The sequence below is a fragment of the Streptomyces caatingaensis genome, assembly GCF_001187435.1.
In the GTDB taxonomy this organism is placed as follows: domain Bacteria; phylum Actinomycetota; class Actinomycetes; order Streptomycetales; family Streptomycetaceae; genus Streptomyces; species Streptomyces caatingaensis.
Genome location: NZ_LFXA01000002.1, coordinates 185,239 through 207,634, shown reverse-complemented (window position 1 = coordinate 207,634; position 22,396 = coordinate 185,239). Strand labels below are relative to the sequence as shown.

Genomic DNA, 22,396 nt, shown 5'->3' with positions numbered 1-22,396 from the left:
TTGCCGAATTTTTGAAAAGAACTGCTGGTCAGGGCTGTTGGGGCGGCTCACGGGGCCTGGCCGAACAGACCAGCATGGCCCATTGTCCGGCGCGCTAAACCTCCTGGCCCGAAGTTGTCCGCAGCATGCCGTCCAAGGGTGAGGAAAAGGGACGTCCTGGAGGCGGCTCCTCCGTCCGGCCCGCCGCCCCGGGCCGGCGGCGGGGGCCCAGACGAGCCACCTTCAAGACCGCATCGTTCCGGCCATTGTCGTCACCAACCGGCCGTCGAATGACGGGGGATGCTCGCTTACGCACCTTTTCGACGCGCTGTGCGTGGCCGAAATCCGACACCCGGGCAGGCGAGTTGGCGTGGCTTGACGTCACCGCCTCCGACTCGGAAGCTCTCGTCCCATGGTTGAAACGATTCAGCTGACGGGGGCACAGGAGACTCTCCTGGCCACGCTGCAGGCACGGGCCCTGGACAACCGAAGACCCCGGCCGGTGCTGGGGGATTCCACCGCCGAAGCCCTGCTGCGGCGCATCGAGTACGACTTCGGGCGCATCAGGACCGGGGCCAAGGACGAGCGGATCGTGACGTTCCGGGCCAAGAAGCTCGACGAATGGGCCTCCGCCTACCTGGCCGGCCATCCGGACGCCGTCGTCCTGCACCTGGGCTGCGGGCTCGACAGCCGCGCCTTCCGCCTTGACGTCCCGCCCGGCGTACTGTGGATCGACGTCGATATGCCCGAAGTCGTCGAGCTGCGCGGCAAGTTGTATCCGGACAAGGACGGATACCGGATGATCGGCTCCTCGGTCACCGACGAGGGCTGGCTGGCCGACCTGCCCACCGGCCGCGACGTCCTCGTCCTCGCCGAGGGCCTGACCCCGTACCTCCCCGAGGCCGGCGGCGAGGCCATGCTCCGGCGGATCACCCGGCACTTCCCGGCGGGCATGATGGCCTTCGACGCCGTCGTCCCCCTGGCCGTCCGCTGCGCCCGGTTCTCCCAGCTGCTGCGGGCGACGGGCGCCACCTTCGGCTGGGGGGTGGGCGACCCGCGCAGCCTGGAGATGCGCGTTCCCGGGCTGCGCCACCGCGAGCAGTGGTCGCTGATCGCCGCGCCCCAGGTCGCCGACGCCGGGCCGGTGGACCGCGCGATCGGCGCCGCCATGCGCCGCATCCCTCCCGTCCGCGACTCCTACCGTCTGCTGCGCTACACGTTCTGACCGGCGCCCTGGGGCCGGGCGTCCGGCCCCCGCCCCTCCGGGTTCCGCACCCCGCGGAGCCCGTGCCGTTCGGCGCGCACGCCGAACAGGGGTGCCGCGCCGGTGAGTTCACCGGACGCGACACCCCTGGCGGGGGGGGAGGGATCAGCCCTGCCCGGCGGGGGCCGCGGCCTCCGCGGCCTCGGCGCGGCCGGCGGCCGCCGGGGGTTCGCCGCCCTGCCCCTTGCGGGTGAACAGCGCGAACCCGGCCCCGGCCACCGCGACGACGGCACCGACGACGAACGCCAGCCCCATGCCGGAGATGAACGACGCGTGGACGGCCTCCGCGACGGCGCCGCGCGGCAGCCCGGGCAGCGAGGGGGCCACCCCCACCTTCGCCGCGTCCTCCACCGCGCCGGCCCGGTCGGCGGCGAGCGGCGGCAGGCCGGCCCCGGACCACTCGCCGGGCAGTACGTCCTTCACCCGCGACGCCATCAGCACACCGAGGACGGCGGTGCCGAGGCTGCCGCCGACCTGCATGGCCGACTGCTGCAACCCGCCCGCCACACCGGCGAGTTCGGCGGGCGCGTTGCTGACGATGACGTCGGTCGTGCCCACCATCACCGGAGCGAGCCCGAGCCCGAGGAGCACGAACCAGCACGACGCGACGCCCATGCCCGTGCCGGCCTCCAGCGTCGACATCCCCCACAGCGCGGCCGCCGTCAGCAGCATGCCCGCCACCAGCGGGGGCCGCGGGCCGAAGCGGCTGATCACCGCGCCCGAGACCGGGGCGCCCACGATCATCATGCCGGTGAGCGGCAGCAGGTGCACCCCGCTGGAGACCGGGCTCATGCCGTGCACGTTCTGGAGATAGAAGGTGACGAAGAAGAGCCCGCCGATGAACGAGAACGACATCAGCACCATGAGGACCGTGCCGGCGGAGAGCGCCGTGGAATGGAACATCGACAGCGGGACGAGGGGCTCGCCCGCCCGGCCCTCCCGCAGCGCGAAGCCGGCGAAGGCCACCACCGCGGCAAGCAGGAAGCCCAGCGTCCGAAGGTCGCCCCAGCCCCAGGCCGGAGCCTTGATGAGCCCCCAGACCAGGCAGAACATCGCCGCGGACAGCAGCGCGATGCCCGGCACGTCGAAGGATTCGGGCGCCTTGTCCGCCCGGGTGTCCTTGAGGATCACCACGCCCACGGCGAGCGCGGCGGCCCCGACGGGCACATTGATCATGAATACCGCCTCCCAGCTGACGTGCTGCACCAGGAGGCCGCCGATGATCGGGCCGGCGGCGGTCGCGGCGCCGACCACCCCGCTCCAGATGCCGATCGCCATGTTGAGCCGCTCGGGCGGGAAGGTCACCCGCAGCAGGCCCAGCGCCGACGGCTGCATCAGCGCGCCGAACAGCCCCTGGAGGACGCGGAAGACGACGATCGCCGCCACGCTGCCGGAGAGCCCGATGGCCGCGGAGGTCGCGGCGAACCCGGCGACGCCGACCAGGAAGGTCTGCCGGTGCCCGAACCGGTCGCCCAGCTTCCCGGCGGTGATCAACGACACGGCCAGCGCCAGGAGATAGCCGTTGGTGATCCATTGGACGTCGGCCAGCGAGGCGCCGAGGTCCTGCTGGATCGCGGGGTTGGCCATGGCGACGATCGTGCTGTCCAGGGCCACCATCATGACGCCCACGGCGACCGCCAGGAGCGTCGGCCAGGGGCGCCCGCGGAGCCCCGCCTCGCGGGGGCGCGCCGCCGCTAACGGTTCGTCGTGTGCAGGTGAGTTCATGAGGGGTTCCTCTGGAAGGTCCGGGCGCGTGCCCGTGTCGAGTGGATGCGCGAGGAAGCTACAGCAGTGACTGGCACTTGGCAATCGATGTCAGGCGCCAGTCACTGGCGCGAGTTAGGGTTGCCCGGTGGACACTTCGCACCCCGGGCTCAACACCGGTCTCCGTGAGCGCAAATTGCGCCGCACCCGCGACGAAATGATTCGCTCCGCTTTGCAGTTGTTTCTGGATCAGGGCTATGAGGAGACGACCGTCGACCAGATCACCGCGGCCGTCGAGGTCCATCCCCGGACCTTCTTCCGGCACTTCGCGAGCAAGGAGGAGGTCGCCCTCACCCCGATCAGCAGCATCGACATGGCGTTCCTGGCCGCGCTGGAGGCGCGGCCCGCGCGCGAGAACCCCCTCCAGGCCATGACCGGCGCCTTCCGGGCGGTGCTGGAGCAGGTGCGCGAGGACCGGCTGGACGGCATGGACGGCGGCCTGCACCTGGCGATGATGCGGCTGGTGGAGCGGACGCCGGGGCTGCTGGCCGAGTACCTGCGGCGCAGCGAGGAGACGGAGGAGCGCCTCGCGCGGATCATCGCCGACCGCGAGGGGCTCGATCCGGAAGATTCCCGACCGCAACTGATAGTCGCGGTGTTCAAGGCGGTCGGCCGCGTCATGAGCCGCGCCTGGTACCAGCGGGCCGAGGCGGACCTGGGAACGCTGGCGTCCGCCTTCGAGGCGGCTCTCGACGGTCTGGGACCGGAGCTGTTCGGCGACTGGCGCCGCCCGGCGAACTGACGCCGGCCGACGGCGGCTCGGGCGGGGCCCGGCGGGGGCGGGGCCCGGCGGGGGCGGGGCCCGGCGGGGGCGGGGCCCGGCGGGCGGGGCCCGGCTCGGGCGGGGCCCGGCGGGGGCGGGGCCCGGCGGGGGCGGGGCCCGGCGGGCGGGGCCCGGCTTGGGCAGGGCCCCGCCATCACGGCCGGGCCCCCGGTTCACTCCGCCCGGGCGTCACCGCCCGCCGTCAGCCGCCACAGCGAGGTCACCTCGGCGGCGCGCTCGGCGTACAGCGGATCGCTGCGGTCCTGGGGGCGGGAGTGCCGCGGCCGCGTGTCCAGGCGCCCGGCGACGCTCAGCCCGGCCTCCTCGAACAGCTCCGGCAGCTCGTCCCGGCCGCGCAGCCCCAGCCGTTCGGCCAGGTCGGAGATGATCAGCCAGCCCTCGCCGCCGGGTTCGAGGTGCCGGGACAGTCCGCCGACGAACTCCCGCAGCATGCGGCTGCCCGGGTCGTACACCGCGTACTCCAGCGACGTCCGCGGACGGCCCGGCAGCCACGGCGGGTTGCACACCACCAGGGAGGCCCGCCCCTCCGGGAACAGATCCGTCTCCTCGACGGTGACGGCACCGGAGAGCCCGAGCCGGCCGAGGTTCTCCCGCGCGCAGGCGATGGCCCGCGGGTCCTGGTCGGTCGCCACCACCCGCGGGACACCGCGGCGCGCCAGCACCGCGGCGAGCACACCCGTACCCGTACCGATGTCGAACGCCCGGTCGCCGGGCGGCAGCGGCGCCTGCGCCACCAGGTCGACGTACTCGCCCCGCACCGGCGAGAACACCCCGTAGTGCGGCGTGATCGACTCCCCCAGGGCGGGCACGTACAGCCCCTTGCGGCGCCACTCGCCGGCGCCGATGACGCCCTGCAGCTCCCGCAGCGACACCACGTACGGCTCCGTCGCCGGGCCGTAGGCCTGCTCGCACGCCGCCCGGACGTCCGGCGCGCGGCGCAGCGGCACGACGTGCCCCGGCTCGAAGGGCACCAGCAGCATGCCCAGGATCCGGGTGCGCCGCGACTGCGCCTGCCGGTACCGGTGGAAGGTCTCCGTCGGGGTGGCGCCCGGCCTGGGCGGCTTCCGGTCGACGCGCCGTGCCATGGCCGCGAGCAGCTGACGCGCGTTGTGGAAGTCGCCGTTCCACAGCAGGGACGTTCCCTCGCAGGCGAGGCGGAACGCCGTGTCGGCGTTCATGCGGTCGTCGGCGACCACCACGCGCTCCGGCGGCGGCGCGCCGTTCTCCGATCGCCAGCGGGCCCGGCGCTCCTCTCCCGAATCGTCACGCCATCGCACGGTCTGTTCTGTACTCACCGCCTCATCATCCCAGGGCCGCCCGTGCCCCCTCCTCACGGGCGGCCGGCGGGCGGCGTGGACCACCTCACCCCCGTAGAGGCGGTCCACGACGTGACCCCACTGGCCCGCGCCGCCGGACGCCGGACGCCGCCCGCGTCCCGGCCACCGGTACGGCGACGGGTCGGGACGACGTTAACCGCGCGCGGTCGGGCGGGGATTGGAAAAATGTAGGATCGGTGAAACCGGTACCTCCGAGGGGAGCGGTGTGACACAGCGGGCGACCCTCCTCCACCTGCGGGCCTCCGAGCCCGCCGAAATCGCCTACAGCGCGCCCCATCCGCGCCTCGCCGGCCTCGTCCTCATGTACACGGGCGAGGACTGGACGCTCGCCCGTCCGCTCCGGCGGCGCGTGATGGCCCAGGCGTCCGTCGGCCTCACGATCGACTTCGAGTCGCCGGCCCGGCGGACGGCCACCGGCCCGTACCCGCCCGCCGGGCTGCCGACCTCCTCCCTCGTCGCCGGGCTGTCCGACCGGCCGATGATCGTCGAGCAGACGGGCCGGGCGTTCGGCATGACCGTGCAGCTGACCCCGCCCGGTGCCCGCGCCCTGTTCGGCATGCCGCTCCACGACCTCACGAACACGGCCTTCGGCCTCGACGAGCTGTGGGGCATCGGCGCCCGGCGCCTCGCCGACCGCCTCGCCGAGGCGCCCGACTGGCCCGCCCGCTTCCGCCTCATGGACAGCTACCTGATCTCCCGGATCGGCGCGGGACCGCCGCTGCCCGCACCCGTCCTGCGCGCCTGGCAGCGCCTCATCGCCCTCTCGGGCGACGTGCGGATCGGCACGCTCGCGGACGAAGTCGGCTGGTCCCGCCAGCACTTGAACGCCCGCTTCGGCCGCGAGATCGGCTTGTCGCCGAAGACGGTGGGCCGCATAGCCCGCCTCCAGAAGACCCTCTCCTTCATGAGCGACACCCTGCTCCGCCCCTCCTGGGCCGACGCCGCCGCGGCCTGCGGCTTCACCGACCAGCCGCACCTCAACCGCGACTTCCGCATGCTCGCCGGCATCACCCCCACCCAGCTCCCCGCCCTCCTGACCGACTGGAGCGGCCTCCTCACCGGCAACCCCCTCATGACCCACAAGCCGCTCCTGCGACGCATCGACGAGGGTGACGGCGAGGAGCGGAGCGGCCGGTGACGAGACCGCCCGACACCACCCCGGCTCCCTCCCGCCGCCCTCCCGGCCATCGCCCCCGGCCCCCGCCGCTCCACCTGCGCGCCGGCCGGCTCCGGCCCCTGTCCCGGGAGGACCGGCGGCGCTGTGCGCCGGGGCTGCCGTACGGGCGGACGTGCCCGGCGGGCTGAACGGGCGGGCCCAACCCGGCGGAGGGCCAACCCCGTTGGCCTTTGGAACGCCGACCGCGCGGCGGCGGCCGTTCTGCTCCCGGCGGTGCAGGAGGCCGTCAAACGCCTATCCGGTCGCGGGGGACGGCGAGGCGCCGTCGGCGGAGGAGCTGCGGGGTCGCCTCGACCGGGCGTGGGCCGCCCGGCATTCGGCCGCGCGCCACCGCGACGTCCTCGGCGGGCTGCTGCCCGGCCTCATCCGGGACGCCCGACTCGCCGTGCGGCGGGCCGGGTCGGCGGCGGACCGGCGGAGACTGGAGGGGCTCCTGTCCGAGGTCTACTCCCTGGCCCAGTTCTTCGCGGCCTACCAGCCCGGCCCCGCCCTGCTGTGGCGGGTCGCGGACCGCGGGATGGTCGCCGCGCAGGAGTCCGAGGACCCGCACGCCATCGGCGTCGCCGCCTGGCTGACGGTGCAGGCCCACCGCGACTCCGGCCACGCCCACTTCGACGCCGCCGACTCCGTCGACCACGGCACGCTCGCCTTTCTGGAACCGCTGGTGCCCGACGCGGGCGACGACGTCCGGGCCGTCGTCGGGGCCCTGCAGTTCGAGGCCGCGTACACGGCGGCGCGGCGAGTCCGGTACGGCGTGGGGCTGGTGGGAGAAGGCCCACGCGCTCGCCGAATCGCTCCCGCCGCACTACTACCACCCGGTCACGTCCTTCTCGCGAGCGGTGATGTCGGCCCACGCCGTCACCGTCGCCGTCGAGTTGCACGCGGGCGGCGAGTCCGTACGGCAGGCCGCGGCGGCCGACGCCCACACCATCCCCTCGCGGCCGCGCCGGGCGCGGCACCGCGTCGAGGAGGCCCGCGGCTACCATCTCGACGGCCAGCCCGACGCCGCTCTCGCCACCCTGGCCAAGGCCCACGAAGCGGCACCGGACACCGTCATGTACAACGGCCACGCCCGCCGCATCGTCCTCGAGGAGACGGCATCGAAGAGCCCACCCACCCCACCGCCCAAGGCCGCCCTCTGGCCCGTCTCCCGCGAGCCACACCCCCGCGTCGCCCGTGAGGCGTGGGCCAGGGGACTGCCCGCCACACTCCGCGCCGGGGTCCCCTTCGACGCGGTCCACATCCCGGCAGCCGTGATCGAGAACGGGATCACCGGGCCTCGTCACCGCGACGCCGTCGAGGAGCATTTCCGCGCCGCGGGCATCACGACGGCCGTCATCGTCTCCCGCCGCCAGGACCGCTACAGCGTCCTCGTCCCCCCGGACACGGCCCGCGCCTGGAACGTCCCCGGCACCCAATGCCTCGGCACCGACCACACCAACTACCTCACCACTCCCCCGCCCGCCCGTCATGAACCCCCGGGCGCGCACCGGCTGTTGCCCGCTCCGGGCGACGAGCGGGCGCTCTGTGCGCCCGAGGCCGTGCGGGGGCTGCTGGAGCGGCAGGAGCGGCCCACGGGGGTCCGACGTTCCCGGACCGCGGGGGCGGGACGGGCAGAACATAGAATCGGGACACGCGCCCACGGTGTGCTCCGTTCTGTGCTTCGGGGAGGAAGCGATGCGGATGGACCAGGCGGCCGCGGTCGGCATTCGGACGTCCGAGTCCTTCGAGTTCCCCCACCGCGCCCCCGACCCCCGTCTCGCCGGCCTCGTGCTGACGTACACGGGCCAGGACTGGACGCCGGTGCGGCCGTTGACGCGGCGGATGATGGCGCTGGTCTCCGTGGTGCTCGTGATCGACTTCGAGGCGGCGGAGCGTCAGGTGGCCGTTGCCGGCCGGCCGCTCACCCGGCTCCCGACGGGCTCGCTGGTCACGGGGCTGAGCGATCGGCCGATGCTGATCGAGCAGAGCGGGCGGACGTACGGCATGACGGTGCAGCTGACGCCGCCGGGCGCCCGCGCGCTGCTCGGCATGCCGCTGCACGAGCTGACGAACGCGACCTTCCGCCTCGAGGACCCCATGGGCGCCGAGGCGAGGCGGCTGACCGAACGGCTGGCGGAGGCGCCCGGCTGGCCCGCCCGGTTCCGGCTGCTGGACGACTTCCTGCTCACCCGCATGACCGCGGGCCCGGATCTCGCGTCGCCGCTCAGGCGGGCCTGGCAACGGCTGACGGGTCTGTCGGGGGACGTGCGGATCGGCGCGCTGGCGGACGAAGTGGGCTGGTCACGCCAGCACTTGAACGCCCGGTTCCGCCAGGAGATCGGTCTGTCGCCCAAGATGGTGGGCCGGATCGCGCGACTGCAGCGGACGCTGTCCTTCGCGACCGACGCGGGGCACCTCAGCTGGGCGGACGCGGCCGTGGCCTGCGGTTTCGCCGACCAGTCGCATCTGAACCGGGACTTCCGCCTGCTGGCGGGCTGCACCCCCGCCGAGCTGAGCTCCCTCCTTGCGGCCTGGTCGGGCCTCCTGACGGGCGATCCGGCCGTGGACCGGGCCACCGCTCCGCCGCCGCGCGGCCGGCCGCGCGGCGGGCCCGCCGTCGAGCGGCCCCCGTCGCCCCGGGCCGGGAGCCGGGCCCCCGGCGCGGCCCGGCCCCGGGGGGCCCGACCGGTCGAGACGGCGGGGGTCCTGTACGGCGACGGGGCCGGACCGCCGGCGGTCGGGGCCGGTGTCCGCAGCCGGACGGGGACGACGGTGTGGGTGACCGTGCGGGACGGGCAGGACCCCCGAGCCTTCCTGGCGGGACTTTTCTGACGCGACGGCCGTGCGGCGCCGGCCGGTTCACGGCCCTCCGGAACGGGCCGCCCCGGCGTCCGGAGCGGATACGGGCGGCGGTGCGCCCGCCCCCGCCCCCGCCCGCAGTTCGCGGATCAGCGCCCGCACCGCCCCGCTGCCCGCCGGTTCCGGCGTCGTCACGTAGCTGGGCGTGCTCCGGGGGCGCACCACCGGCAAGACGCTCGTCCGCACGGCCGGTTGACTCACGACCCGACCAGCGCCACCGCCTCCTCCCTCAGCTGCACCTTGCGCACCTTCCCGCTGACCGTCATCGGGAAGGTCTCCATGATCCGCAGATAGCACGGCACCTTGTAGTGGGCGAGGCGGCCCCGGCAGTAGCGGGCGAGTTCGTCGCGGGTGAGGGGCTCGCCGGGGTCGCGGAGGATGACGCAGGCCATGATCTCCTCGCCCATGCGCTCGTCGGGGACGCCGATGACCTGGACGTCGGCGATCTTCGGATGGGTGTGCAGGAACTCCTCGATCTCCCGGGGGTAGACGTTCTCCCCGCCCCTGATGATCATGTCCTTGCTGCGGCCGACGATGCGGACGTAGCCGTCCTCGTCCATGACCGCGAGGTCGCCCGTGTGCATCCACCGGTCGGCGTCGATGGCCTCCGCCGTGCGCTCGGGCTCGTCCCAGTAGCCGAGCATCACCGAGTAGCCCCGGGTGCACAGTTCACCGGTCCGCCCGCGCGGGACCGTCGCGCCGGTGTCCGGGTCGACGACCTTGATCTCGATGTGCGGGAGGACGCGGCCGACGGTGCCGGTGCGGCGGTCGAGGTCGTCGTCGCGACGGGTCTGGGTGGAGACGGGGGAGGTCTCGGTCATGCCGTAGCAGATGGCCACCTCCTCCATGTGCATCTCGGCGACGACGCGCTTCATCACGTCCGCCGGGCACGGCGAGCCCGCCATGATGCCGGTGCGCAGCGTGGAGAGGTCGTAGGTGGCGAAGTCCGGCAGGTCGAGCTCGGCGATGAACATCGTGGGGACGCCGTAGAGCGAGGTGCAGCGCTCGCGTTCGACGGCGTGGAGGGTGGCGGTGGGGTCGAAGGTGCGGGCGGGGATGACGACGCAGGAGCCGTGGGAGGTGGCCGCGAGGTTGCCCATGACCATGCCGAAGCAGTGGTAGAAGGGCACGGGGAGGGCGATGCGGTCCTCCTCGGTGTAGCCCAGCAACTCGCCCACCGAGAAGGCGTTGTTGAGGATGTTGCGGTGGGTGAGGGTGGCACCCTTGGGGAAGCCGGTGGTGCCGGAGGTGTACTGGATGTTGACGGGGTCCGTGGGGCGCAGCTTCGCCTCCCGCTCGGCGAGCCGCTCGCGCGGCGTGCCGGCCCCGAGCCTGACGAGCCCGGTCCACGTCGGGTCGCCGAGGTAGACGACGTCGCGCAGCGCGGGGCACTCGCCGCGCACCTGCTCCACCATGCGCCGGTAGTCGCTCGTCTTGTACTCGACGGCGGAGACGAGGACGGAGATCCCCGACTGGCGCAGGACGTACGCCAGTTCGTGGACGCGGTACGCGGGATTGATGTTGACCATGACGGCCCCGATGCGGGCGGTGGCGTACTGGACCATCACCCACTCCGGGCAGTTGACGGCCCAGATGCCGACCCGGTCGCCCTGGGCCACCCCCTTGGCGAGCAGCCCCAGCGCGACCTCCTCGACGGCCCGCCCGAACTCCGCGTACGTCCACCGGCGTCCGCCCCGTACGTCGACGAGCGCCTCCCGTTCGCCGAAGAGCTCGACGGTACGGGCCAGGTTGGCGCCGATGGTCTCGTCGAGCAGGGGGGTGTCAGTGGGGCCTCCCGCGTACGAGGGTGTGCTCACCGGTGGTCTTCCTCTCTGAACTCGGTGCCGCCGCCCTGCGCGGTGCGCTCGCGCAGTTCGATACGGCGGATCTTGCCGGACACGGTCTTGGGCAGGTCGGCGAACTCCAGCCGGCGGATGCGCTTGTACGGGGCGAGGACGGCGCGCGAGTGGGCGAAGAGCGCCTTCGCGGTGCCGGGCCCGGGCTCCCAGCCGGCCGCGAGGACGACGTACGCCTTGGGGACGGCGAGCCGCAGCGGGTCGGGGGCCGGCACGACGGCCGCCTCGGCGACGGCCTCGTGCTCCAGGAGCGCGCTCTCCAGCTCGAAGGGGGAGATCTTGTAGTCGCTGGCCTTGAACACATCGTCCGCGCGCCCGATATAGGTGATGTACCCCTCTTCGTCCCGTGAACCGATGTCGCCGGTGCGGTAGTAGCCGCCCGCCATCGCCTCGGCGGTGCGCTCGGGGTCGCCCTCGTAGCCGGTCATCAGGCCGACCGGGCGGGTGGCGAGGTCGAGGCAGATCTCGCCCTCGTCGCCCGGCTCGCCCGTCACCGGGTCGAGGAGGACGACGTCGAAGCCGGGGCTCGGGCGGCCCATGGAGCCGGACTTGAGCGGGGCGCCGGGCGGGTTGGCGACCTGGACGGAGGTCTCCGTCTGCCCGAAGCCGTCGCGGATGGTGACCCCCCAGGCCCGCCGGACGGCCTCGATGACCTCGGGGTTGAGGGGCTCGCCCGCGGCGACCGCCTCGCGCGGCGGGGTGCGCAGGGCGCGCAGGTCGGCCTGGATGAGCATGCGCCACACGGTGGGCGGGGCGCAGAAGCTCGTCACGCCGCAGCGGTCCATCTCGGCCATGAGGCGGACCGCGTCGAAACGGGTGTAGTTGTGCACGAAGACCGTCGCCTCGGCGTTCCACGGCGCGAAGAGGTTGGACCAGGCGTGCTTGGCCCAGCCGGGCGAGGAGATGTTGAGGTGCACGTCGCCGGGGCGCAGCCCGATCCAGTACATGGTGGTCAACTGGCCGACGGGGTAGGAGACATGGGTGTGCTCGACGAGCTTGGGCCGGGCGGTGGTGCCCGAGGTGAAGTAGAGGAGCAACGGGTCGTCGGCGCGGGTGGGGCCGTCGGGGACGAAGTCCTCCCCGGCGCCCGCGCTGTCCTCGTAGGCGAGCCACCCGGCCGGTGCGCCGCCGACGGCGATCCGCGTGTACGCGCCGGGGACCTCGGCGAACTTGCCGGTGTCCTGCGCCCGGACGATCACATGGCGGGCCCGGCCGCGGGCGACGCGGTCGGCGAGGTCGGCGGGGCCGAGCAGCGGGGTGGCGGGGATGACCACGGCGCGCAGCTTGATCGCGGCGAGCATGGTCTCCCACAGCTCGGTCTGGTTGCCCAGCATGACGACGATCCGGTCGCCGGCGGCCACGCCGCGCCCGCGCAGCCAGCGGGCGACCTGGTCGGAGCGGCGGCGCAGGCCGTCGAACGTGGACCTCGCCTCGCGGCCGTCCTCCTCCACGATCCACAGGGCGGTGCGGTCGTTGCCGCGCGCGAGCGGATCGAACCAGTCGAGCGCCCAGTTGAACGTCTCCGGCCGGGGCCAGACGAAGCCGGCGCGGGCGCCCTCGTAGTCCGCCCGGTGCTCCAGCAGGAAATCCCGCGCCGCCCGGAACTCCTCGCACCCTCGAACGGTCCGCCTCGTCGTCACGTGTGCCTCCAGGTTGCCGGGTGGGCCGTCGGTCGCAGATGAGCATCGTGCGACGGTGATCGACGACCCGCCAGCCCCGGGCAGTGGTGTCCGCGCCTCGCGAACACGGGTTTTCCGAAGGACCGCGGCTACGGGATGTCCGACCCCGCCGCGATTCTTCCAAAGTTTTTGCCCCTGTACGGCAGCGTGGAGGCGGGACCCGGCGCACGGCAGGGGCGCACACCCGGCGCACGGGGTCACGGACGGGGTCCGGGAGCCCCCTGCGCACCGCTCCGGAACGCCGCCGTCCGGCACCTCACGGGGCCGTCAACGAGCCGTCAAGGGAGCGCCGCCGGGGGTCAACAGCCTGTCAAGGAAACGGTCGTCCGCCCGCGGAGCGGGCATAGCGTGAGCGGCGCGGCCCCGGCCGCGCCCCGACGCGTCCCTCCTCCCATCCGAGGAATCACCATGCATGTCAACCGAACTCCCGCCGAGGCGGCGGCCGTCGCCGCCGTGACGGCCGCGCACGGCACGCGGACCGAGGGCGGGGAGTCCTCCGAAGAGCCCGCCCATCCCGGCGGGGCCGCACCGGTCCGCCGCTCCCCGGAAGCGCTCCTGATCCCCGTGCGCCCCTGCGCCGGCGGCTACGCCCTGCGGGTCTTCCGTACGCCCCTGGGCGCGCGGACCGCCGTCGCCTTCACCACCGCCGGACGGCTCGCCGCCTGCCTCGGCCCCGGACAGCCCGCCGTCCGCCTCTCCCTGCCCGCCGTGCGCTCCCTCGCCGGGCCCCTCGGCGTCACCCTCGTCTCCGTGGACCCCCAGCTGACGGCCCCGCCGGTGCGCCCCGAGCCCGACGGCCCCACGCCCGCCGACCGGCTGCCCACCCTGCCCGGCTGACGCGCCCCTCCGGCCCGCCGGACCAGGCCACCGCGCGCCGGACCGGCCCGCACAGCCGGCCCCGCGCCGTGGGGCGGACGGGGCGTCACGACCGCCCGCCCCACGGCCCCGCTCCTCCCCTCCCCCAGGAACTCCCGGGCCCCGCCGGCCCGTCGAAGGAAGTCCGCCGTGTCCCTCCCCGTCGTTCCCCTCCCGCCGCTCGTGCCCGACGACACCGCGCCCGCCCCGGTGTGGCCCGCCTCCACCCGCACCCCGCCCGACGGCGGGCTCTCCGTCGGCGGCGTCGCCCTCGCGGAGCTCGCCGACCGCTTCGGCACCCCCTCCTACGTCCTCGACGAGGACGAGGTGCGCGCCCGCGCCCGCGCCTGGCGCACCGCCCTGCCGGACGCCGAAGTCGCCTACGCGGGAAAGGCGTTCCTCTCCCGTGCCATGGTCCGCTGGATCGACGAGGAGGGGCTCGGCCTGGACGTGTGCTCGGCCGGCGAACTCGACCTCGCCGCCCACGCCGGCTTCCCCGCCGAGCGGATCATCCTGCACGGCAACGCCAAGAGCCCCGCCGACCTGGCCACCGCCCTGCGCCTGGGCGTCGGCCGCATCGTCATCGACGCCCCGGGCGAGATCGCCCGGCTCGCCGCCCTCGTCCCGCCCGGCTGCCGGCAGCGCGTGCTGATCCGTGTGGTGCCCGGGGTGGAGGCGGGCGCGCACGCCGCGATACGCACCGGCGTGGAGGGCCAGAAGTTCGGACTGCCCGTCGCCGGGGGCGAGGCGGAGGAGGCCGTCGCCCGCGCCCTCGGCCAGCCGCGGCTCGAACTCGTGGGCCTGCACTGCCACCTGGGCTCCCAGATCACCTCGGCCGGCCCGTACGTCACGGCCGTCCAGCGGCTCGTCGCCCTCCTCGCCCGGCTCCGCGACCGGCACGGCGTCACCTTCCCCGAACTCGACCTCGGCGGCGGCTTCGGCATCGCCTACCGCGACGGCGACCCCGCCCTCGACCCCGCCGCGTACGCGCCGCGCGTCACCGGCGAACTCGCCCTGCGCTGCGCCCGCGCCGGCCTGCCCGTCCCCCGGCTGACCGTCGAGCCGGGCCGCTGGATCGCGGGCCCGGCCGGCGTGGCCCTCTACCGGGTCCTCGCCGTCAAGACCACCGGCGCCCGGACGTTCGTCGCGGTGGACGGCGGCATGAGCGACAACCCGCGCCCCGCCCTCTACGGCGCGCGCTACACCGTCCGCCTGGCGGGCCGCACCTCACGGGTGCCCGCGCGGGCGGTCACGGTGGTCGGCCGGCACTGCGAGGCGGGCGACGTCCTCGCCGAGGACGTGCCGCTGCCCGGCGACGTCCGCCCCGGCGACATCCTCGCCGTCCCGGCGGCCGGGGCCTACCACGTGTCGATGGCCTCCGCCTACAACCTGGTCGGCCGCCCGCCGGTGGTCGCCGTCACCGGCGGCTCGGCACGGCTGCTCGTGCGCCGGGAGACGACGGAGGACCTGCGGCGGCGGGACGTCGGGGCCTGAACGGGACGCCGGGGTCTCCCCCGCCGCGGCCGTCCGGCCGTCCTGTACGGTGCATGCCGAGCTCGTCAAGATCGTGACGGGCTCGTCAAGACCACGGGGAGTACCTCATGCACATATCCCGTTCGCGCGCCGCGGCCGCCGCCGCGTGCGGCGCCGCGCTCGTCCTCGCGTCGGTGTCCGGCGCCGAGGCCGCCGCGCCGCGGCAGGCGCCGCCCGCCGGGACCATCGCCGCCGCCCAGGGCGGCGGCTACGGCAAGCCGTCCGCCGCGGAGCTGCGCCGGGCCACCGCCCGTCCGGCCGCCGCGGCCGCCGCCGGGCTCACCATCCCCAAGTGCCAGGGCAGCTGGTCGCTCCCCATCGCCGACGTGACGACAAAGGAGTCGCTCAAGGGCGGCGTCTCGTGGCAGGTGGGACTGTCCAAGAAGCGCAACGCCTCGATGGGGACGGTCAACTTCCGCACGCAGATCTTCGCGGACGGCCACGAGGTGGCGGGGACGGGCACCCAGAAGCAGAAGTGGAACTACAAGTTCCATGGCACGGTGCCGCGGACGTTCGTCCGTGCCGACAACAAGAAGAAGTTCACCCTGCCGCAGGGCTCGGTCGTCTCCTTCTTCTGGACCTGGAAGTCCGTCGCGAAGCCCGGCCTGGAGGGCTACCGCTACACCATCTGCCAGTTCCAGCCGTAGCAGGACCGTGAGCGGGGCCCGGCCCCCGGGCCCCGCTCACACCTCGCGCCGCATGCACACCCGCGGCCACCGGTCGAGCCCGAGCGCGGCCTCGCGCTCCCGGACGGCCCTGAGCCCGGGCGTCAGTTCGCCGTCCGCCAGCCGCCGGAAGCCGCACCGCTCGTAGTACGGCGCGTTCCAGGGCACGTCCGCGAACGTCGTCAGCGTCAGCGCCGCCGCGCCGGAGGCGCGGGCCGCCCCGGCGGCGTGGTCCAGCAGCGCGCGCCCGACGCCCCGCCGCGCGGCGGCCGGGTGGACGGACACCTGCTCGACGTGCAGCGCCGAGTCCACCGGTTCGGCCAGCAGATAGGCGACGGATCCGCCGGCGGCGTCGGCCGCCACCCACGCCGTCCCCGCCTCCTGGAAGCGCCGGAGCTCCGCCAGGGACGGCGGGTCGTCCTCGGCGATCTCCGGCATCCCCACGTCGTGGAAGCACCGGCCCGCCGCCCGCTCGATGTCCTGGAGCGGGGGAAGATCGTCAACTCGGGCCGGACGTATGCGCATGGGGCCATTGTTCCACCTGATTCACCTGGTGCGCCTGACTCACCGGGCTCACCGGACTCACCGGGTGAAGGGGTTGCGCGCCCAGCGCCGGCCGCGGCCGTTCTCCTCCCCCGTCTCCTCCGACTCCTCGTCGGGGGCGTGGAGGACCGTCCAGCTGACGGCGGAGACGGCGGGCTCCAGGGAGAGCCGGCTGACGGCCTCCTCCAGGAGGCTGTCGTCCCGCCGCTCGGTGGTCAGTTCGGCCGCGACGGCGACCTTGCCGGGCGCCTCGGCGTCGCGGCTGGAGACGGACCGCAGCCGGAAGCCGGGCCGCGTGACGGACTGGACGACGAGGGTGCGGACGTGGGCCTCCTCCGGCTCGGTGCAGACGACCTCGAAGAGGTAGTCGGTGGCGACCTCGGAACCGCCCCGCAGGTCCCGGTCCAACTGCCGGGCCAGCGGCCGCAGCAGCGTGTTGGCCGCGACCACGCCGACCGTGCCGAGCACGGCGATGACGTACAGCCCGGTGCCCGCCAGGGCGCCGACCGCGGCCGAACACCACAGCGTGGCCGCCGTGTTGAGCCCGCGCACCCGCAGACCGTCCCGCATGATGACCCCGGCGCCGAGGAAACCGATGCCGGAGACGATCTGCGCGGCGACCCGTGAGCCGTCGTACCCCGTCGAACTGGTCGCGTCCGCGAAGCCGAAGGTGGAGAGCAGGACGAAGAGGGACGAACCGGCGGCGACCAGCGCGTTGGTGCGCAGCCCCGCCTCCCGGGCCCGCCACTGCCGTTCCAGGCCGATGACCGCGCCCAGCCCCAGGCCGGCGGCGATGTTGGCCGCCATGTGCCACTCGTTGATCATGTTGCTCCGTCCTCCTCCGGTGGCGTGTCGTGATCTCTATCGGCGGCTCACAGCCAGCTGTTGAACCGGCGGATGTACCAGCTCTTCACCCCCTGGGTGAGCAGGCAGTAGGCCAGCAGCGTCCCGGCCAGCCAGGGGAAGTAGCCGAGGGGCAGCGCCTGCATGCCCAGCGCGCCGGCCAGGGGCGAGAACGGCAGGACGATGCCGGCGGCCATCACCAGCGCGGTCATCAGCAGCACCGGCGCGGTGGCGCGGGACTGCACGAACGGGATCTTCCGGGTGCGCAGCATGTGCACGACCAGCGTCTGCGTCAGCAGGCCCTCCACGAACCAGCCGGGCTGGAAGAGCGCCTGGTGCTCCTCGCCGTCCGCCCCGAAGACGTGCCACATGAGCAGGAAGGTGGTGATGTCGAAGACGGAACTGGTCGGCCCCATCACCAGCATGAACCGCCCGATGCCGCGCGCGTCCCAGGTGCGCGGCCTGCGCAGGTACTCCTCGTCCATGCGGTCCCAGGGGGTGGCCAGCTGGGAGATGTCGTAGGCGAGGTTCTGCACCAGGAGCTGGACGGCGAGCATCGGCTGGAAGGGGATGAAGGCGGAGGCGGCCAGCACCGAGAAGACGTTCCCGAAGTTCGAGGAGGCCGTCATCTTGATGTACTTGATGGTGTTGCCGAAGGTCTGCCGCCCCTGGAGCACTCCGCGCTCCAGGACCGTCAGGTCCTTCTCCAGCAGGATGATGTCGGCCGACTCCTTGGCGATGTCGACGGCGGTGTCGACGGAGATGCCGACGTCGGCGTCGCGCAGCGCGGCCGCGTCGTTGATGCCGTCGCCGAGGAAGCCGACGGTGTGGCCCTCGGCCCTAAGGGCCCGGACGATGCGGGCCTTCTGCACCGGGTTCGCCTTGGCGAAGACCGTGGTGGTGCGGACGAGCGCGCGCAGGGCGGCGTCGTCCAGGGCGTCGATCGCGGCGCCGGTGACGACCTCGCCGACGTCGATGCCCACGTCCGCGCAGACCCGGGCGGCGACCAGCTCGTTGTCGCCGGTGACGACCTTGACGGCGACGCCGCTGTCCGCGAGGGCGCGCAGCGCCTCGGCCGCGTCCCGCTTGGGCGGGTCGAGGAAGGCGAGGAAGCCGGTCAGGGTCAGCCCCGCCTCGTCCTCGACGCCGTAGGTCTCCCGCCGGGAGGTGAACGTCCGGGTGGCGACGGCCAGGACGCGCAGGCCCTGCCGGTTGTTCTCCTCGGCGGTGCGGGTCACCCGGCGGCGCAGCGCGGCGGTGAGCTCGACGCGCTCCCCGCCGTCGGTCATGTGGGTGCACAGGGCGAGGACTTCCTCGACCGCGCCCTTGGTGATGATCACGTGCTGGTCGGCGGGGCCGTCGAGGCCGTTGCGGGCGAGGACGACGGACATGCGGCGGCGGGCGAAGTCGAAGGGGATCTCGTCGACCATGGTGAAGCGGGCGTCGACGACGATCTCCTCGGCGGCGAGGACCCGGTCGACGACCGCCTGGTCCATGAGGTTGCGCAGCCCGGTCTGGAAGTGGCTGTTGAGGTAGGCGTATTCGAGGACCTCGGCGTCCTCCCGGCCGTGCACGTCGAGGTAGCGGTCGAGGACGATGCGGTCCTCGGTGAGCGTGCCGGTCTTGTCCGTGCAGAGGACGTCCATGGCGCCCAGGTTCTGGATGGCGTTGAGCCGCTTGACGACGACCTTGCGCTTCGCCATCGCGACGGCGCCGCGCGCCAGGTTGGTGGTGACGACCATGGGCAGCATCTCGGGGGTGAGCCCGACGGCGACGGCGAGGGCGAAGGTGAACGCCTCGGCCCAGTCGCCCTTGGTGAAGCCGTTGAGGGCGAGGACGACGGGGACCATCACCAGCATGAAGCGGATCAGCAGGAAGCTGACCTTCCGCACCCCGGTGTCGAAGCCGGTCTCCGGGCGCTCGCCGGCTAGGGAACCGGCCATCGAGCCGAAGTAGGTGTCCGCGCCGGTGGCGACGACGACGCCGGTGGCGGTACCGGAGGTGACGGAGGTGCCCATGAGGCAGAGGTTGTCGGCCTCGACGGGGTCGGTGGTGGTCCGCTGCCCGTCGTCGCGGACGCGGGTGTCGGCCTTGGCCACCGGCAGGGACTCGCCGGAGAGCGCGGCCTGGCCGACCATGAGGTCCTTGGCGGTGAGCAGCCGCAGGTCGGCGGGGACGAGGTCGCCGGCGGCCAGCCGGACGACGTCGCCCGGGACGACCTGTTCCATGGGGATCTCGGCGGTCACCGGCCCGGCGCCGCGGCCGGCCCGGCGCCGGACCGCCGTGGTGGTGGTGACCAGCGCCCGCAGCGCGTCGGCCGCCCGGCCCGAGCGGTACTCCTGCCAGAACCGCAGCACCGCGCTGACCAGCACCATCGTGGCGAGGATGGCGATGCCGGGGTCGAAGGGCTCCTCGTCGGCGGCCTGGAGCCACTGCCAGAGCATGACCGCGTCCAGGGCGACGAGGACGAGGATGAACGGATTCCAGAAGGACCGGGCGAACTGGACGGACCAGTGCGGGGCGCGCTCGTGCTCGACGGTGTTGGGGCCGTGCCGCTCCAGGCGCTCGGCGGCCTCGTCGGCGCGCAGGCCCTGGGCGGTGCTCCGGTGATCCCGGAGCACCTGGGCGGCCGGCTGGGCGCTGATCGCGGCCAGGCGGCCGGCGACGGCGCGGGTACGGGCCTCCAGCTCGGCGGCCCGGCGCTCGCGGCGGGTGCCGGGGGTGCGGCCCGGCGGAGCGGGCTTCTGCGGGGTGAGGAGGGTGGTGTCGGTCATGGCGGAACCCTTCTCCGGGCACGGCGGCACGACGGCATGACCGCATGGCGCGGCGACGCGGGGACGGCGTCGGGGCGCGCGGGCAGGCCGAAGGGGGCCGTGGCTCGGAACGGTGAGCGGAATCGCGCGACGCGGATCACCAGGTCCCGCCGGTGCGGGGCCTCTTGAACCGGATCGCGGAAAGGGAACGGGCCCGGGCGGGCCGTGGTGAAGGGAAATTCACGCGACAGCGTGGAGGGGCGTATACGTCAAGCCCCTGCGGAACCAGGTCGGTTCGACGAAGACGTCAGCCGGCCGTGACCGGGACGAGCACACTGCGGCGAGGACTTCCCTCGGGACTCCGACTGGTCATCCCGATCACCTCCTCGCTCGGACGGACAGCGTGGGTGCCGCACGGCACTCTCGCGCCCCAGCTTGCCACATGCCGCGCGGCGGCGGGTAACACGGGGGTGAACGCATGCGGGGCGGGGCCGGCCGCAAGCCGGTCCCGCCCCGTGAACACCGGGATTCCGCCCGATCAGGGGGAGACGAGAGGTGTCCACGTACCGAGACGGTTCGCGGCCGTCCGGTCGTAGTACGCGGTCTCGCCGTCGCTCCAGCGCACGACGAGGTCGTCGCGCCGGCCCGCGGGTCCGCCGAAGTCGCCGGCGGTCATCAGGACCGGTCCCCGGAAGGAGGGGTTGGCACCCTGGAGGGCGGAGGCGGCGGCGGGCAGCCCGGCCCTGCTCACGCCCGCGTAGGCCACGAGGCCGCCGTCGCCCCGGCGGACCAGCAGGTCGGCGTTGCCCTTGCCGGACACCTGGGCGGCGGCGAGGCCGAGGACGGCGTCCTTGCCCGCCCACGGCGAGCCCTTGCCGCCGGCCGCGAGCCGCTTCTCGGCGCCCAGGCGGGAGGCGGTGGTGCCGGAGTACAGGTCCACCTCGCCGTCGTCGAAGCGGACGACCAAGTCGTTGGCCTTTCCGGGGGAGTTGAAGGGCCCCGCGGCGAAGTGGGTCGCGTGCTTCCAGGTGTTGTTGGCCTTGACCAGCGTGGACTCGCGGCCGGTGCTGCCGGCGCGGACGTCCGAGAAGACGCTGACCTTGCCGGTGTTCCAGCGCACGGCGAGGTCGGCGGTGCCACCGCCGTTGAAGTCACCGGCGGTGACGGCCTCGGCCCGGCCCCAGGGATTGTCCTTCCCCTGGCTGATGATGCGCACCTCGCGGCCGAAGCGGCCCCGGCCGTCGCCCGGGTAGGCGTCGATCTCGCCGTCCCGCCATACGACCAGCAGGTCGTCGCGGCCGTCGCCGGTGAAGTCGCCGGTGACGAGGTGGTGGGCGTCCTTCGCCTGACGGGCGGTGAAGGGAAGTCCGTCCTTGACCGCACCCTGGAGGTCACCGGGCACGGGGGCGCGATCGGCGACGGCGTCGGCGTAGAGGCTCTGGATCTCCGGGCCGTAGACGGGCGAGAAGCTGCGCCAGTGGGTGTCCTTGTCGGCGCCCTCCTCGCCGCCGCCGTTGTAGCCGCCGACGTTGCCTATGACGTCGCCGGTCTTCTTCTTCGCGTCGTAGCCGGCGATCCACGGGCCGCCGGAGACACCGCCGTAGAAGCCGCCGCACTCCAGCTTGAGCTGCCGGAAGTAGGGGCCCCTGGCGGTGGGCACGGTGCAACTGACCGCCTTGCGGGCGGGGTTGAGGCCCTGGCCGGGGTAGCCGTAGGCGGTGACGGTGGTGGACCAGCGCGGGGTGTCCGTCAGCCGCAGCCCGCCGCCGACGCGGTCCTCGGCCTCCTTCCCGCCGAAGGGCGCCACGCGCACGAAGGCGAAGTCCAGGTCGGAGTCGGCCTGCTTGGAGTTGTGGCGGTACCGCTGATCGATGAAGGTCCGCTCGACGACGTACGCGCCGAACGGCTGGTCCGCCGCCTTCTTCCCGTTGCGGTACTGGGGGACGAAGATCGAGGGCGGGGTGTTGCCCGGCTTGCCCTTGTCGGCCTCGTACTGCGCGGCGGTGCGGAGGCCCTGGGCGCAGTGGGCGGCGGTGAGCAGCAGGTTGTGCCCCTTGCTGCGGACGATGCTGCCGGTGCAGTAGGTGGTGCCCTTGACGGGGTCGGGCCGGAAGAAGGTGCCGACCACGGGTATGCCGTCGCCGAGGGTGCCCTGCTTCAGGCCCTTCGGCGCCGCGAGGCCCTGGCGGGGGGCCGCCTGGGCCGTCCCGGCCCGGGGCTTGGCGGCGGGGCCCGGCGCGACGGGCCGGGCGGAGGCCATGCGGTCGGCGGTCCAGTAGGCGAGGACGGACGAGGCGGTGCCGGCCGGGGAGGGCCCGGGGGCGGCGGCCGCCGCCGTCACCGTGACTGCCGTGACTCCCGTGACCGCCGTGCCGCAGGCTGCCATGGCCAGGGCTATGGAGAGGGTCCGGGACCGTCTGGATGAGGTCAAAGTGACTCACTGAGATAGGGGATGATGTCGCGCACATGTTCACACGTCGTGCGCGCGCTCCCGCCCCCGGGGTGGCCCGGACCGCCGCCCCG

At 74.0% G+C, this 22,396-nt stretch carries 16 protein-coding genes; 7 read left to right on the top strand and 9 right to left on the bottom strand.

Translation table 11 applies throughout. The annotated features are described in order from the left end of the window. The first annotated feature begins 391 nt into the window (after positions 1–391). Positions 392–1,204 (top strand): class I SAM-dependent methyltransferase, encoded by an 813-nt coding sequence (locus AC230_RS01670; RefSeq protein WP_049714118.1) that lies wholly within the window; start codon positions 392–394, stop codon positions 1,202–1,204. Between the two features lie 144 nt (positions 1,205–1,348). Here AC230_RS01670 and AC230_RS01665 read toward each other — a convergent pair whose 3' ends face one another. Continuing rightward, the gene (locus AC230_RS01665; protein WP_049714117.1) at positions 1,349–2,968 is read right to left on the bottom strand and encodes an MFS transporter; all 1,620 of its coding nucleotides are present in this window, start codon (positions 2,966–2,968) and stop codon (positions 1,349–1,351) included. Between the two features lie 127 nt (positions 2,969–3,095). Here AC230_RS01665 and AC230_RS01660 point away from each other — a divergent pair, with 127 nt between their 5' ends. Continuing rightward, positions 3,096–3,749 carry a TetR/AcrR family transcriptional regulator gene (locus AC230_RS01660; protein WP_049714116.1) on the top strand — a complete coding sequence of 218 codons (654 nt, stop codon included), beginning with the start codon at positions 3,096–3,098 and terminating at the stop codon, positions 3,747–3,749. 194 nt (positions 3,750–3,943) lie between these two features. Here AC230_RS01660 and AC230_RS01655 read toward each other — a convergent pair whose 3' ends face one another. Continuing rightward, positions 3,944–5,086: a methyltransferase gene (locus tag AC230_RS01655; protein ID WP_049714115.1), complete on the bottom strand. Its 1,143-nt coding sequence runs from the start codon at positions 5,084–5,086 to the stop codon at positions 3,944–3,946. 247 nt (positions 5,087–5,333) lie between these two features. Here AC230_RS01655 and AC230_RS30190 point away from each other — a divergent pair, with 247 nt between their 5' ends. Continuing rightward, positions 5,334–6,266: a helix-turn-helix domain-containing protein gene (locus AC230_RS30190; RefSeq protein WP_053160938.1), complete on the top strand. Its 933-nt coding sequence runs from the start codon at positions 5,334–5,336 to the stop codon at positions 6,264–6,266. A 265-nt stretch (positions 6,267–6,531) separates the two neighbouring features. Here the strand turns inward: AC230_RS30190 and AC230_RS34600 are convergent, their stop codons facing one another. After that, a complete protein-coding gene (locus AC230_RS34600; protein WP_157868478.1) occupies positions 6,532–6,942 on the bottom strand; it encodes a hypothetical protein in 411 nt (136 codons plus the stop codon). 1,040 nt (positions 6,943–7,982) lie between these two features. Between AC230_RS34600 and AC230_RS01635 the strand changes: the two genes are divergently transcribed. Beyond that, positions 7,983–9,119 carry a helix-turn-helix domain-containing protein gene (locus tag AC230_RS01635; protein WP_198535378.1) on the top strand — a complete coding sequence of 379 codons (1,137 nt, stop codon included), beginning with the start codon at positions 7,983–7,985 and terminating at the stop codon, positions 9,117–9,119. Between the two features lie 224 nt (positions 9,120–9,343). Here AC230_RS01635 and AC230_RS01630 read toward each other — a convergent pair whose 3' ends face one another. Next, positions 9,344–10,963, bottom strand: coding sequence for an AMP-binding protein (locus AC230_RS01630; RefSeq protein WP_049714112.1), 1,620 nt, complete (start codon positions 10,961–10,963; stop codon positions 9,344–9,346). Further along, entirely contained in the window at positions 10,960–12,642 is a 1,683-nt protein-coding gene (locus AC230_RS01625) for an AMP-binding protein (RefSeq protein WP_049714111.1), read from the bottom strand. The genes AC230_RS01630 and AC230_RS01625 overlap by 4 nt, the downstream gene beginning before the upstream one ends. 447 nt (positions 12,643–13,089) lie before the next feature. Here AC230_RS01625 and AC230_RS01620 point away from each other — a divergent pair, with 447 nt between their 5' ends. The 3 genes from AC230_RS01620 to AC230_RS01610 all read left to right on the top strand — a co-directional run bounded on the left by AC230_RS01620 (position 13,090) and on the right by AC230_RS01610 (position 15,716). Further along, positions 13,090–13,518, top strand: coding sequence for an SAV_915 family protein (locus AC230_RS01620; RefSeq protein ID WP_241833037.1), 429 nt, complete (start codon positions 13,090–13,092; stop codon positions 13,516–13,518). A 168-nt stretch (positions 13,519–13,686) separates the two neighbouring features. After that, positions 13,687–15,030, top strand: a complete 1,344-nt coding sequence (lysA, locus tag AC230_RS01615) for a diaminopimelate decarboxylase (protein ID WP_049714110.1) — start codon at positions 13,687–13,689, stop codon at positions 15,028–15,030. Between the two features lie 107 nt (positions 15,031–15,137). After that, positions 15,138–15,716 (top strand): hypothetical protein, encoded by a 579-nt coding sequence (locus AC230_RS01610; RefSeq protein ID WP_049714109.1) that lies wholly within the window; start codon positions 15,138–15,140, stop codon positions 15,714–15,716. 36 nt (positions 15,717–15,752) lie between these two features. Here the strand turns inward: AC230_RS01610 and AC230_RS01605 are convergent, their stop codons facing one another. The 4 genes from AC230_RS01605 to AC230_RS01590 all read right to left on the bottom strand — a co-directional run bounded on the left by AC230_RS01605 (position 15,753) and on the right by AC230_RS01590 (position 22,304). Next, positions 15,753–16,259 (bottom strand): GNAT family N-acetyltransferase, encoded by a 507-nt coding sequence (locus AC230_RS01605; protein ID WP_049714108.1) that lies wholly within the window; start codon positions 16,257–16,259, stop codon positions 15,753–15,755. 57 nt (positions 16,260–16,316) lie between these two features. Next, the gene (locus AC230_RS01600) at positions 16,317–17,102 is read right to left on the bottom strand and encodes an MgtC/SapB family protein (protein WP_049714107.1); all 786 of its coding nucleotides are present in this window, start codon (positions 17,100–17,102) and stop codon (positions 16,317–16,319) included. A gap of 47 nt (positions 17,103–17,149) precedes the next feature. Further along, entirely contained in the window at positions 17,150–19,894 is a 2,745-nt protein-coding gene (mgtA, locus tag AC230_RS01595) for a magnesium-translocating P-type ATPase (RefSeq protein WP_107082034.1), read from the bottom strand. 517 nt (positions 19,895–20,411) lie between these two features. Further along, entirely contained in the window at positions 20,412–22,304 is a 1,893-nt protein-coding gene (locus AC230_RS01590) for an FG-GAP repeat domain-containing protein (protein WP_157868477.1), read from the bottom strand. Positions 22,305–22,396 lie beyond the last annotated feature (92 nt).